The organism is Aeromonas bestiarum, assembly GCF_000819745.1.
Classification (GTDB): Bacteria; Pseudomonadota; Gammaproteobacteria; order Enterobacterales; family Aeromonadaceae; genus Aeromonas; species Aeromonas bestiarum.
Genome location: NZ_CDDA01000015.1, coordinates 165,664 through 178,654, shown reverse-complemented (window position 1 = coordinate 178,654; position 12,991 = coordinate 165,664). Strand labels below are relative to the sequence as shown.

The following is a 12,991-nucleotide window of genomic DNA, read 5'->3' as shown; positions in this document are numbered from 1 at the left end:
CCAGGAGTTGAGCGGGATCCCATGCTTTACATCCCGAGCTTGGTTAGAATTTCAACATCACACGCATCATCAAGGATGACAAGATGTTGAACAAGCTCGGGAGTAACCTGTTACTGATCGCAGCCGTCACCTGTGCTCCTCTGCTGTTGTTACAAGGCATCTGGCTCGCCGTACAGGCAACCCCCTTCACCCTGATCCTCATCGTCGGCACTACCCTGCTTGGCTTTGGCCTGCTGTTCATGCTGGCCCATCGCACCCGCAATGCCGAGCGTGAACAGCAGGAACAAGTCTGGCTCAAGGCACTGCGACTGCGCGATCCCGCCTGTCTGGAGAGCCCGGTAGCCCAGGAGGCATTGCAACAACTGCTGACCCGGTTCAATGAAGCCGAGCTCGACGCCCATCGTCAGATCAGCGAGCTGCACAATCAGGCGACCCAGGATGAGCTGACCCAGTTGCAGAACCGCCATGCGTTCCGGCGCGACATGACGGAGCTGCTTCAGCGGGATCAGGATACCCAGACCGCCACCCTGGTGCTGATCCGCGCCACCGAACTTGGCAAGCTCAACGCCCAGCGCGGCTTCCAGTCGGGGGACGCCTACATCAAGGATATCGCCAATCTCATCACCCGGGTGGTCAGCCGCTTCCCGGGCCATCAGGTCTATCGCATCTCGGGGGCCGACTTCGCCGTGCTGGTGCAGCCGGTGGCCAACATACCGCCGCCCCTGCTCGGCCGGGATCTGAAAATCGCCTTCGATCACTATCAGCAACAACACGAGCTGGAGAGCGCCGCCTACTCGGGGCTGACGCGCCTGAGCAGCGGGCAGAAGATAGAGGCCATACTGGCGCGGGCGGATCTGGCGCTGGCCCGTGCCCAGACAGAAACGGTCAACGGCTGGGCCATTCAACAGGACGATGACGTGGTGGAACTGCAGGGCCAGCACCACTGGAAGCTGGTGCTCAATGATCTGCTGGAGCAGGAGCGCATCAGCTTTACCTATCAGCCGATCCAGCCCATGCACCGCAGCATGCTGGCCTACAACGAGATCTACACCCGCTTCAGCGGCGCCGATGGCACAGTGCTGCCGACCGACACCTTGTTTGCCATGGCCCAGCGACTGGACATGGTGATGCGACTGGAGCAGATGCTGGTCATCCACGTCATGCGCCAGTACCGGGCATTTGGCTCCAACCAGAGTCGCTGGGGCATCAGCCTCTCCAGCAACCTGTTGCAAAACAGCGCCTTCCTGATCTGGCTCGACCGGCAATTGCTCAAGGATCCCAACACCAGCGCCAACCTGGTGTTCGAACTGGATGAGGAGCATCTGGAGCGCAACATGACGGGGGCCAAGCGGGTGTTCGAGCTGCTCAGGCGCAACGGCAGTCGCTCCGCCATCTGCAACTTCGGCAAGGGGATAGGATCGTTCAACCTGTTTCGCGAGCTCAAGCCCGACTACATCAAGCTGGATCCCGCCCTGATCACGGGGCTGGAGCAGGATCTGACCAATCAGCAGTTCGTGCGGATGATAGTGGACGTATCACATCGCATGGGCTGCCAGGTGATAGCGGAGGGGGTGGAGCAGCTTGGCCAGAAACAGCTGCTGCAGGGCATGTATGTGGACGGCTTGCAGGGCTATCTCATCGCCAAGCCCCAGCAGTTGCGGCCGGATATCAGCCAGCTTGGCCTGTTTACTGAGGACGCTTCAACTTCAGCAGAGTCAGAATGATGTCGTTGAGCTGGCGATAACGTTCCAGCTCCTTCTGATCGTAACGGGTCGCCAGTGTGGTGGGATTGTGGCGATTCTTGAGGTAGCGGTTGATCTGCAGGCGGTTGAAACCCGCCACCTGATAGATCTGGCCCAGCAGGGCATTGAGCTCTTCGTGCTCGAAGCCGGCTCTGGCGAGGTAGTCGCTCTGGGCCGGGCTCTCCAGCTGGCTGCTCTGCTTGGCGATGCGGCCTGTCTCCTGCAGATAGGCGAGCCACTGTTCGAGATAAAGCGGCTTGCTGCCCGCCAGCAGATTGAAGAAACCCACCGCATCGCAGCGGCACTCGGTCAACAGCAGCACGGCCAGTTGGTCGTCATCACAGCTGAAGGTGACTGGGCCTGTCTGCCCCCAGTCCAGCGCCTGGACCCGGATCTCGGCGCGCTCCCCTGCAATGCCGGTTACGTCGAATACAAACATGGCTCCTCCCGCTCGGCAAAAGGTTGATGATGGACCATACCCCCCACAGGTGCAAAGCCAAATCGCCTTTTCATTCAGTATTCTGCAAGCTGGCCATAAAAAAACCGACATCCTAAGCGGATATCGGTTCTTCAGGCATCCGATGGCCGTGGCCATCAATGCAGAACGGTTCAGGCGTCCAGTTCGACCAGTGCCTTGGCCAGCTCTATGGGTTCGAGCTCCTGGCCTTCCAGATCGGCATTCCAGTTCGGGCCGATCAGCACATCGTCCTCGTCCAGATCGTTGATCCAGATGTCGAGGAACTCTTCCAGCTCGATCACTTCCGGCTCGTAGTCGGCCCACTCGTCCACGCAATGCAGTCGGGCATCTACCTCGGCGGACCAGAGCGGCATCACATCGGCATCTTCAAATTCGGCAGAGCGGCAGACGACCCAGTCTTCACCGTAACGCAAGCCCCACACCTGACCCGACTCGCGGACTTCTTCGATGAACAGTTGGAAATTGGCGTCAAGATTGTCAGTTAACTTACTCATGGGGCTCTCTCTTTATCGGGTGCTGCGGCCACTGCAGTGCCGAGTGGCAATGCGGTGGCCAAATGGTGTCGCAAAAGTGACATGGACTCAAGCATCTTGGGGTTATTCGCACAAAAAACTGCCCAATGCCGTGTTTTGCCTGATAAAACGCCTCCCGAAGTAGGCGTTTGCCATGGCCGGGATCAACGCTCCCAGTAAACCTCTTCCAGGCTGTCTTCCTTCTCGGGCAGACCGCGAGAGAGACGCGGGCTGCTTTGGGCCAGCACCTCATAGCTGACCCGGTTGGCGTACTTGCACACCTGGGCCAGGGAGGAGTAGGTCAGGAACTCGGACATGTGCTTGGCGGAGTTCGGCACATTCATGCGGTGATAGGCGTTGGCCACCATGTCGTGCAGCACGGCAGACAGCGCGCCATCCCCTGCCCCGTTGGTGTTCTTGATCTTCTCCGGGCCACCCATGTAAGGGGAAATGTGGGAGTAGATGCGGGCAGGCTTGCGGCACTTGGCGCGGGCCATGGGGCGGCTGAACTCATACATGTTGAACTCGGGGATGACGCCGGGCAGCAGGGTATGGGTGGTCTCGCGCTTGTAATCTTCCTCGGTGTAGCTCGCCATGTAGAGGCCGATGGGACCGGCGGTGCAGAGCACCATGTCGGCCCAGTCCAGCGCCTTGTCGGCGGCGCCGAGGGGATCGGCGATGCCGGTCAAAGCCTCGGCCTCATCTTCATTCATCGCCAGCACAGTCACGTTCTCGGCGATGAAGTCGCGCCACCACTGGGGATTGTCGGCAATGACGAAGCGGGTACCCAGGGTCAGCACCACGGGCACGCCGGCCTCGCGAGCGTAACGTACGGCGGCCATGGCGGCCTCTTTCATGGGATCGCCATCGTCACCGCGCACCAGATAGGCGGTGATCACCAGGGCGGAGGCCCCCTTGATCACCTCTTCCGGCACATGGTGCACATCCAGCTGGTTCATCTTGCCGGCGTTGATGCCAAAGCTGCGCTCGCCGCACTCTGTGATGAAGGTGAAGCAGCGACCGACCGGGCCATCCACCGGCTGCAGGTAATCGAGGTTGACGCGGGAAGAGGTGTTGCACAGATAGCGGTAGGCGTAGCTGCCGATGCGGATGTCCTGGCTCATGACACCGAGCAGGATGGAGTGGGAGTCCGCCAGCACCGAGTAGTTGTGCATGGTGTTGCCTATGGTGCCACCGGCAAACTCGCTTACCACCATGTTGTTGGTCTTGAGCTCTTCGTAGACCCGTTCGGCCACGTCGTCACTGATCACCACCGAGTGGCCCTTGCTCAGGCCATAACGGTTCAGGAAGTCCTCATCCACATGGGCTTCGATGTCCACCAGGGTCTGATCGATTCCCACCACATAGGCTTTGCCAAGTTCGGTAAGCAGGGGGTTTTGCGGGATCAGGGGATCGCGCCTGTCGACCGGGAAGTAGTGTTTGGACTTGCGCTGACCGGGAAATTTCATGGCAATGTTCTGTGCTCTGGGGGAAAGAGGGGCGGGATTTTAACACAATCCGCCGCGCCGAAAAGTCGCCTGATTAAAATATGGCGTCAGTATAGACAAGGGCTGCAGAGGAAAACGTTTATCCCGCTCCCATAAAAAAACCACCTTGCAGGGAGGTGGTTTTTCAGTCAGCAACGATGAGGTGATCAGCCGAACGAGAGCCCCTGCACCAGGGCCAGGACGGAGAAAAGCCCCAGTGCCAGCCAGAACAACAGGGTACCAAACAGCCTTGGCATGTTGGGGGCCTTGGGGATCTGGATACCGATGGCGTGCAGGATACGCCCCACCAGCAGGCAAAGGCCGCCGAGGTGCAGCCAGAGCGCACCGACCCCCGCCAGTTCACACAGGGCCATCAACAACAGGGTCAGCGGCACGTACTCGGCGAAGTTGCCGTGGGCACGGATCGCGGAGCGCATCTCGGGCGCCTCCCCTTCCCCTATCATCACCTTGAACTGGGCACGGCGCTTGACCACCCAGAAGGAGAGCAGCAGGAACAAGAGCCCCAGCAGGCCGGCGTAGATCAGCGTGATATGCATCATGAAGACAATCCTTATCGTTGAACGTTGAAACCCGGGGTGGTCACGCCAGCTCGCGGCAGATCAATGACACCATCATGCGGATATGGGCCTGATCGCTGTTGAGCGCCGGGATGTAGTGGAACTGCTCGCCACCCGCCTCGGTGAAGAGGTGGCGGTTCTCGACCTGGATCTCCTCCAGAGTCTCGAGGCAGTCGGCGGAAAACGCCGGGCAGATCACATCGAGTCGCTTGATCCCCTGCCCCGCCAGCGCCGTGATGGTGGCATCGGTATAAGGCTTGAGCCACTCCTGCTTGCCGAAGCGAGACTGGAAACTGGCGCTCCACTGCTCGGGCGCAAGACCCAGGGCCTCGGCCAGCAGGGTCGCGGTGCGGCGGCACTGATGACCATAGGGATCACCCTCGTCCTCGCTGCGTTGGGGGATGCCGTGGAACGACATCAGCAGATGCTCACCCTGGCCCTGCTGCTCCCACTGGCGGCGCACGCTCATGGCCAACGCCTGTATGTATTCGGGGTGATTGTGATAGTCGCGAATGAGCCGCATCACCGGCAGGTGGCGCTCGTTTTTCATCACCCGCGCCCAGCCGTCGAACACCGCGGCCGTGGTGCTGGCGGCATATTGGGGATAGAGCGGCAACAGTATCACCCGGTTGACCCCCTGCGCCTTGAGCGCCTGCCAACCGTCGGCCAGTGACGGCTTGCCATAGGTCATGGCGAGCACCACGGGCACATCCACCCCTTCGCGCTTGAGCTCCTGCTCGAGGGCATCGCGCTGACGCTGGCTGATGGCCATCAGCGGCGATCCCTGCTCGGTCCAGATCTGCTGGTAGAGCTTGGACACCCTGGGGGCACGCAGTGGCAATATGACGAAGTTGAGCAGGGGGGACCACAACAGGCGAGGTATCTCGACCACCCGCGGATCCTGTAGGAACTGGCTGAGGAAGGCCTTGACGGCGGAGGTGGTCGGCGCCGCTGGCGTCCCCAGATTGACGAGCAAGATCCCGGTTTTGGTGGTCACGTTAGCTTCCTGTCATGCTGTTTTTGTCATTCTTGTTATGATGCAAGAAAGGGCCCTGGATGGACCCTTGTCTCAGACTCGTTATCGACCGATTGCGGTTGGCAACGGCAGGCTTAGCCCAGAATGGCGGCCAGCTGCTTGCTGACCAGATCCACCGGCTGGGTGCCGTCGATCTTGACGTAACGGGTGTTGCCCGCGTCCGCCTCTTTGCCGTAGAAACCGATCAGCGGCGCAGTCTGCTGATGGTACACGTCCAGACGCTTGCGCACCGTGGTCTCTTCGTCGTCGGCACGGATCACCAGATCCTCGCCGGTCACGTCATCCTTGCCTTCCACTTTCGGCGGGTTGAACACCACGTGGTAGGTACGGCCGGAGCCGGAGTGGACGCGACGACCGCTCATGCGCTTGACGATCTCTTCGTCCGGCACGTCGAATTCCAGCACGAAGTCGACCACGACACCGGCATCCTTCATGGCTTGCGCCTGGGGAATGGTGCGCGGGAAGCCATCCAGCAGGAAGCCGTTGGCGCAATCCGGTTGGGCGATACGCTCTTTGACCAGGCCTATGATGATGTCGTCAGAGACGAGCTGACCTGCGTCCATCACGGCTTTGGCCTTGAGGCCCAGCTCGGTGCCCGCCTTGATCGCCGCACGCAGCATGTCGCCGGTGGAGATCTGCGGAATACCATGTTTTTCCATGATGAACTGAGCCTGAGTACCCTTGCCGGCACCCGGAGCCCCCAACAGAACAATGCGCATACACGCTCCTATTGATTGGTTATTCAATTCTTGAGAAGGCAAAAAACTACACGGTTTCGCTCATTTTCACAAGCTTGCCCCGTGTGAGTGGCTTATTTTTCACCATGTTCCCGCAGCGGCGAGGCGACTCAAGCCGCAACGCTACCCTGAAAAAATGAGTGAAAATGCAGCGCCCCCCAATAACGAAGAGAGGCGCTTGCCCCTTGTCGGGCAAGCGCCACATAAAAAAGGCCCACTGCATGCAGTGGGCCCAAACATCATGCCTGGAGTAACAGACGGTTGATACGGGAGACGAAGCTCGCCGGATCATTCAGCCCGCCCTGCTCTGCCAGCTGGGCCTGTTCGTGCAGCAGGGTGACCCACTCGCCGAACAGCGCCTCGTCCTGGATGGTGTCGAGCTTCTTCACCAGCGCATGGTCGGGGTTGAGCTCCAGAATGTACTTCTGCTCCGGCACTGGCTGGCCGGCGGCACGCATCAGCTTGATCATCTGGGTGCTCATGCCGTGGTCGTCGGTGACGATGCAGGAGGGTGAATCGGTCAGACGGTGGGTGACACGCACCTCTTTCACCGCGTCGGCCAGGCTCTGCTTGACCCGCTCAACCAGACCGGCGTTGGCTTTTTCAGCCTCCTCCTGCGCCAGCTTGGACGCTTCGTCCTCCAGATCCCCCAGATCCAGCTCGCCACGGGTGACGGAGACCAGCTGCTTGCCGTCGAACTCGGTCAGGTGGCTCATCAGCCACTCGTCAACGCGCTCCCACATCAGCAGCACTTCGACGCCCTTCTTGCGGAAGATCTCGAGGTGCGGGCTGTTCTTGGCGGCGGCGAAGCTGTCGGCGGTGATGTAGTAAATCTTCTGCTGGCCTTCCTTCATGCGGCCAACGTAATCCTCGAGAGAGACGGTCTGGGCTTCGCCCTCGCCCGCCGTGCTGGCAAAGCGCAAGAGCTTCGCGATCTCTTCGCGGTTGGCGTGATCCTCGGCCGGACCCTCTTTCAGCACGTTGCCGAACTCGCTCCAGAACTTGGCGTACTTCTCGCTGTCATCCTTGGCCAGCTTGGCCAGCATGGTCAGCACCCGCTTGGAGCAGGCCTTGCGCAGGGAGACGGTCACCTTGTTGTCTTGCAGAATTTCACGGCTGACGTTGAGCGGCAGATCGTTGGAGTCCAGCACCCCTTTCACGAAGCGCAGGTAGGCCGGCATGAACTGCTCGGCGTCGTCCATGATGAAGACGCGCTGCACGTAGAGCTTGAGACCGTGTTTCTGATCCCGGTTGTAGAGATCAAAGGGGGCGCGGGCCGGCACGTAGAGCAGGCTGGTGTACTCCTGCGCCCCTTCCACCCGGTTGTGACCCCACAAGAGCGGATCTTCGAAATCGTGGGCGACATGCTTGTAGAACTCCTGATACTCCTCGTCCTTGATCTCTTTCGGATTGCGGGTCCAGAGTGCGGTGGCGCGGTTGACCTGCTCCCACTCGCCCGGCGTGCCGACGATGGTCTCGCCATCCTCTTCACGGTCCGGGGTGCCCTCTTTGAACATTTCCACCGGCACGCTGATGTGGTCGGAATACTTGGCGACCACGGCGCGCAGACGCCAGTCGTCGAGGAACTCTTCCTCTTCGGCACGCAGGTGCAGGATGACGTCGGTACCACGGCCTTCCTTGGTCACATCGGCCACGGTGAAGGAGCCTTCCCCTTCCGATTCCCACTGCACCCCTTGATCAGGCTCGGTGCCGGCGGCGCGAGAAACCACAGTCACCTTGTCGGCAACGATGAAGGCGGAGTAGAAACCCACCCCAAACTGACCGATCAGCTGGGAGTCGCGGCCCTGATCACCGGACAAGTTCTTGAAGAACTCGGCGGTACCGGACTTGGCGATGGTGCCCAGATGCTCGATCACCTGATCCCGGCTCATACCGATACCGTTATCAGAGATGGTCAGGGTCCGGTTCTCTTTATCAACCACCAGGCGAACGCGCAACTGGCCGTCGTTTTCGAACAAAGAGGCATCGGAAAGCGCCTTGAAGCGCAGCTTGTCCGCCGCATCTGAGGCGTTGGAGATCAGCTCGCGCAGGAACACTTCTTTGTTGGAGTAGAGGCTGTGGGCCATCAGGCTCAGCAGTTGTTTGACTTCAGTCTGAAACCCGTGGGTTTCGGCATGAACGCTTTGGGTCATCGACACTATCCTCAGGCGATTCGGGTTGAACACATTCCTGATACAAGATGGGGCCTGGGATCCCCATTTCAAGGGGGACAAGTCTGCTGACGGTGCGAATGGCGATTTTTGCGCCAGCGCACTGCCAGGCGCCGCCCATCGGCCAAACAAAAACCCGCCGAGGCGGGTTTGGGAAGCAATAAGCCTGGCGCAGGCTCAGCTCAGTGGCTGATGCGGCCTCAATTAAGGGGCTGACGCGGGCTCAATTAAGGGGCTGGCGCCCCATCAAGGAATGAGAAAGCGTGGTGCCATCCACCAGCTCCAGCTCGCCCCCCACCGGCACGCCGTGGGCAATCCGGCTCACCTTGACGCCGGCGGCGCGGGCCATGTCGGCGATATACCAGGCGGTGGCATCCCCTTCGATGGTGGGGTTGGTGGCCAGGATCAGCTCGCTGATGGACTCGGCCTTCAGGCGCCGCTCCAGGATCTCCAGCCCCAGCTCTTCCGGACCTATGCCATCGAGGGGGGACAGGTGCCCCATCAGCACGAAGTAACGGCCGGAGAACTGGCCCGTGTGCTCGATGGCAGCCACGTCCGCCGGGCTCTCCACCACGCACAGCAGGCCGCTCTCTTCGCGCTTGGGATTGGCGCAGATCTCGCAGCGATCGTTCTCGGTGAAGGTGCGGCAATGGCTGCAGTGGCCTATCTCGGTCAGCGCCCGGTTGAGCAACTGGGCCAGGCGCAAACCGCCGCTGCGCTCGCGCTCGAGCAGGGTGAACGCCATGCGCTGGGCCGACTTGGGACCGACCCCCGGCAGCACCTGCAGGGCCTTCATCATCTCATCCAGCAAGGGGCTGAATTTCATGGGCTAAGTATCCTTTGACGCTGTGTCGGCGGGCGGCGACCTCAGGCAACCCTTGCGGGTGCGGGTTGCGCTTCGCCCGGCCGAACCTATCTTGTTGGCGCAGGACTATACCCGAGCCGCCCCCCGTCCGCCAATGGCCTTGTGCCTGCCGGCCCTCGCAAACCACCGATCGGATAACCCGGCATCCATGGCTGCACTACCCCAACCCGATGCGCTGACGACCGCTGTAGATCTCGGCCCGCCCCGGGCGGCAAAAGCCCACCAGGGTGAGCCCGGTCTGCTCGGCCCGCTCGACCGCGAGCTCGGTGGCGGCCGAGATGGCGAGCAGGATCTCCACACCGGCGCTGGCACACTTTTGCACCATCTCGAAGCTGGCGCGGCTGGTCACCAGGATGGCGCCGTCGCGCCGGCCGGTGCGCTGCAGGTGCCCCACCAGCTTATCGAGCGCTATGTGACGCCCCACGTCCTCGCGAATGGCCAGGATATTGCCCGCACCATCCACATGGACGGCGGCATGGGTGGCCCCCGTGCTCTGCCCCAGCAGTTGCAGCGGGCGCAGCGCGTCCAGCACCTTGTCGATCAGGGTCACCTTGAAGCGCTGGCTGTCCGGCAGCCGCGCCAGGGTGCGCACCACCTGCTCCAGGCTCTCGCTGCCACAGATGCCGCACCCAGTGCGCCCCGCCAGGGTACGCCGCTTCTCTTTCAGGCGATAGACGCAGCGATTGGCCAGGGTGATATGCAGCTCAATCCCCTGGCAGCCATCGACCTGCTCGATATCGTGAATATCGTGGAGGCTGTCGATGATCCCCTCGGAGAGTGAAAAGCCGATGGCAAAGTCCTCCAGATCGGCGGCCGAACACATCATGACGCTGTGGGCCAGGCCGTTGTAGACCAGCGCCACCGGGGTTTCGCAGGGCAGCTGCATGGCGCTGTCCGTGGTGACGCCGTCGCGCTGGTAATGGACCACCTCCCGGTGGGCGCTAAGCGCCTGCGGCGTATCGCTATCGAGTTCGAGCAACATCTTGGAGCCCTTAGTTGAGGGTCTGGGGGGCTTTCGCCGAGATACCGAGCCGCTTCATCTTCGACAGCAGGGTGGTGCGTTTCATGCCGAGCCGGTTGGCGGCGCCCCGCTCCCCCGCGACTATGCCGTTGCATTCGCGCAAGGTGTCTATGATGGTCTGGCGCTCGTCCTCCACCCCCTCGCTCTGGCCGCTGCCGCCCTTGAACAAGGCCTGCTCGGGCTCGTCATAGACCAGGGTCTCTATCTTGTGATAGCCCTTGAGCGGCATCAGCTCGTCCGGCGAGAGGTTGAGCACATGGCCCCGGGTCATCACCACGGCGCGCTCTATGATGTTTTCCAGCTCGCGGATATTGCCGTACCAGGGGAGCGACACCAGCATCTTCATGGCATCGGCCGGGATCGAGGTGATGTTGCGCCGCATCCGCTTGGCGATCTTCTTGATGAAGAAGTTGACCAAGAGCGGTATGTCTTCGCGCCGCTCGCGCAGGGGGGGCAACTCGATGGGAAAGACGTTGAGCCGGTAGTAGAGATCGCTTCTGAAGCGCTTGTTCTTGACCATGGAGAGCAGATCGCAGTTGGTGGCCGCCACCAGCCGCACGTCGATGGCGATGGGGTTGCTGTTGCCGACCCGCTCCAGCTCGTGTTCCTGCAATACCCGCAACAGCTTGGGCTGCAAGTCCAGCGGCATGTCCCCCACCTCGTCCAGAAACAATGTGCCCTTGTGCGCCCGCTCGAAGCGACCGATGCGCTGGGCCAGGGCACCGGTAAAGGCCCCCTTCTCGTGGCCGAACAGATCGCTCTCGATGAGGCCGGTGGGAATGGCGGCGCAGTTTACCTTCACCATCTCCTGTTCGCGGCGATCGCTCAGCCGATGGATGGCCTGGGCGATCAGCTCCTTGCCGGTGCCGGTCTCCCCCAGGATCAGCACTGAGCAGTCGCTCTGGGCCACCAGCTTCACCTTCTCCAGCACACTCTCCATGACGGCGCTTTGATAGATGATGCTGGAAAAATCGGCGTTGGGCTCGAGCTCCGCCACCCGGATCGTCTTCTCGCGGGCCCCCGTGGTGTTGGAGATCTCCTGCTGCGCCTGCACGTTGTTCATGGCAATGGCGGTGCGGGCCGCCACCTGCTCCAGCAATGAGATATCGATGTCGGCAAAGAAATCGGCATCCGGGTGGGAGAGGATCAAGACCCCCAGCAGATTGCCCCGATAGCGCAGCGGCAGTATACAGGAGCTGTCCGCATCGGCCGGCAGTATCTGGGAGCTGAAGCGGCAGCTCGAATCGCAGCCGTGGCCCTGCTCCCGATAGATGAAGAAGGGCTCGCTGTGGCCGAGCGCCCCCTGCAGACAGTTCTTCTCGAAACAGGAGTGGTTGATGATGCCGGGCTGATCGCTCTGCTGCTGATTGACCAGATAGCTCTTGAAGCTGTCGGAGGTGGCGTTGTATTCCGCCAGGCAGAGGCTGCTGATGGAGAAGTGGTGCTGCAGTATGGAGAAGAGGCTCCTCGGCAGCTCGGCGATGCGCACCAGTTTGATCACCGCATTGGTGACATCCACCAGGATCTTGCAGCTGTCGCGCTCCAGACGCAGGGAGTTGGCCTGCTCCAGGGTGCGCTCCTTGTCGAGCACGTTTTCGAGCGCAATGGCGACGATGGCCGCCAGCTGGGTCAGCTTGGCCAGGGTTTCCATCGGGAAGGCATTGGCCGCCGGGCTGATGAACTCCACCCCGCCCAGGTGGCTGCGGGCCGTGGTGATGGGCAACTGGCAGTAAGAGTGCAACCCCTCATACACCCCGGCCGCCGCCAGTAACTCGCAGCGGTTGTGAAAGCGGGCCGCGGGCAGCACTATGGCCTGCTCCCTGGAGAAATGGAGATCTGCCTTGGCGCAGACCAGGTGCTTGGGGCCCTTCTCCCCCATGAAGTAGAAGAGGGCCTCCTCCCCCGCCCCCAGATTGAGGATCAGGTTGACCCGGGTCACCCCGGCGAAGCAGGCGTCTATCCGGTTCAGCTTCTTGATGAAATCATCCAGGGTGACGGCGGAGAGCAGGTTCTTGGAGAGAGAGAGAAAGCCGTCATCCCAGATGGGTGAGATGTCGGTTAACGGAATGGCACTCACATTCAGCATTCTGGCCTCACGTTACATCTATATGGGCAAAAGATTGCGGGCACATTGCGGTCAGCAACGACGGTAAACAACAGGTCAGCCAGATCCGTCAGATGTTATAATTAATTTTTAAAAACTTAACGCTTAATTATAAAAACTAACATGCCTTGAAATAGCTTCTCACTGCCTGTCGCATAATAAGGTAGCCCTATCCCCATTACAACCAGACAGGCCAGCGCCAATATCCCGCCATCACTACCAAATATGCTCACATTGGCTCACATATATTGCCGTGCTCC

At 60.9% G+C, this 12,991-nt stretch carries 11 protein-coding genes; 1 reads left to right on the top strand and 10 read right to left on the bottom strand.

Going from position 1 to position 12,991, the window contains the following annotated elements; genetic code table 11:
* The first annotated feature begins 83 nt into the window (after window positions 1–83).
* Window positions 84–1,724 carry an EAL domain-containing protein gene (locus tag BN1118_RS08095; protein ID WP_043555433.1) on the top strand — a complete coding sequence of 547 codons (1,641 nt, stop codon included), beginning with the start codon at window positions 84–86 and terminating at the stop codon, window positions 1,722–1,724.
* Here BN1118_RS08095 and BN1118_RS08090 read toward each other — a convergent pair.
* From BN1118_RS08090 to BN1118_RS08040, 10 genes are all read right to left on the bottom strand, one after another.
* Window positions 1,687–2,181, bottom strand: coding sequence for a hypothetical protein (locus BN1118_RS08090; protein WP_043138390.1), 495 nt, complete (start codon window positions 2,179–2,181; stop codon window positions 1,687–1,689). The two genes, BN1118_RS08095 and BN1118_RS08090, sit on opposite strands and share 38 nt — an antisense overlap.
* Before the next feature lie 170 nt (window positions 2,182–2,351).
* Window positions 2,352–2,714, bottom strand: coding sequence for a DUF2750 domain-containing protein (locus BN1118_RS08085; RefSeq protein WP_042034251.1), 363 nt, complete (start codon window positions 2,712–2,714; stop codon window positions 2,352–2,354).
* 182 nt (window positions 2,715–2,896) lie between these two features.
* Window positions 2,897–4,201, bottom strand: coding sequence for an inosine/guanosine kinase (locus BN1118_RS08080; RefSeq protein ID WP_043138387.1), 1,305 nt, complete (start codon window positions 4,199–4,201; stop codon window positions 2,897–2,899).
* Between the two features lie 185 nt (window positions 4,202–4,386).
* Window positions 4,387–4,779, bottom strand: a complete 393-nt coding sequence (locus tag BN1118_RS08075) for an MAPEG family protein (RefSeq protein WP_043555431.1) — start codon at window positions 4,777–4,779, stop codon at window positions 4,387–4,389.
* Between the two features lie 40 nt (window positions 4,780–4,819).
* Window positions 4,820–5,794 (bottom strand): ferrochelatase, encoded by a 975-nt coding sequence (hemH, locus tag BN1118_RS08070; protein WP_043555430.1) that lies wholly within the window; start codon window positions 5,792–5,794, stop codon window positions 4,820–4,822.
* A gap of 113 nt (window positions 5,795–5,907) precedes the next feature.
* Window positions 5,908–6,552, bottom strand: a complete 645-nt coding sequence (gene adk, locus BN1118_RS08065; RefSeq protein WP_043555429.1) for an adenylate kinase — start codon at window positions 6,550–6,552, stop codon at window positions 5,908–5,910.
* 257 nt (window positions 6,553–6,809) lie between these two features.
* On the bottom strand, window positions 6,810–8,723 hold the full coding sequence (gene htpG, locus BN1118_RS08055) for a molecular chaperone HtpG (RefSeq protein ID WP_043555428.1): 1,914 nt from the start codon (window positions 8,721–8,723) through the stop codon (window positions 6,810–6,812).
* 241 nt (window positions 8,724–8,964) lie between these two features.
* The gene (gene recR, locus BN1118_RS08050; RefSeq protein ID WP_043138375.1) at window positions 8,965–9,567 is read right to left on the bottom strand and encodes a recombination mediator RecR; all 603 of its coding nucleotides are present in this window, start codon (window positions 9,565–9,567) and stop codon (window positions 8,965–8,967) included.
* Between the two features lie 196 nt (window positions 9,568–9,763).
* Window positions 9,764–10,588 carry a formate dehydrogenase accessory sulfurtransferase FdhD gene (fdhD, locus tag BN1118_RS08045; protein WP_043555427.1) on the bottom strand — a complete coding sequence of 275 codons (825 nt, stop codon included), beginning with the start codon at window positions 10,586–10,588 and terminating at the stop codon, window positions 9,764–9,766.
* A gap of 10 nt (window positions 10,589–10,598) precedes the next feature.
* On the bottom strand, window positions 10,599–12,713 hold the full coding sequence (locus BN1118_RS08040) for a sigma 54-interacting transcriptional regulator (protein ID WP_043555426.1): 2,115 nt from the start codon (window positions 12,711–12,713) through the stop codon (window positions 10,599–10,601).
* Window positions 12,714–12,991: the final 278 nt, after the last annotated feature.

Coding starts and splice junctions, on each gene's coding strand:
- BN1118_RS08095 (WP_043555433.1), top strand. CDS start 84: ATGTTGAACAAGCTCGGGAGTAACCTGTTACTGATCGCAGCCGTCACC.
- BN1118_RS08090 (WP_043138390.1), bottom strand. CDS start 2,181: ATGTTTGTATTCGACGTAACCGGCATTGCAGGGGAGCGCGCCGAGATC.
- BN1118_RS08085 (WP_042034251.1), bottom strand. CDS start 2,714: ATGAGTAAGTTAACTGACAATCTTGACGCCAATTTCCAACTGTTCATC.
- BN1118_RS08080 (WP_043138387.1), bottom strand. CDS start 4,201: ATGAAATTTCCCGGTCAGCGCAAGTCCAAACACTACTTCCCGGTCGAC.
- BN1118_RS08075 (WP_043555431.1), bottom strand. CDS start 4,779: ATGATGCATATCACGCTGATCTACGCCGGCCTGCTGGGGCTCTTGTTC.
- adk (WP_043555429.1), bottom strand. CDS start 6,552: ATGCGCATTGTTCTGTTGGGGGCTCCGGGTGCCGGCAAGGGTACTCAG.
- htpG (WP_043555428.1), bottom strand. CDS start 8,723: ATGACCCAAAGCGTTCATGCCGAAACCCACGGGTTTCAGACTGAAGTC.
- recR (WP_043138375.1), bottom strand. CDS start 9,567: ATGAAATTCAGCCCCTTGCTGGATGAGATGATGAAGGCCCTGCAGGTG.
- fdhD (WP_043555427.1), bottom strand. CDS start 10,588: ATGTTGCTCGAACTCGATAGCGATACGCCGCAGGCGCTTAGCGCCCAC.
- BN1118_RS08040 (WP_043555426.1), bottom strand. CDS start 12,713: ATGCTGAATGTGAGTGCCATTCCGTTAACCGACATCTCACCCATCTGG.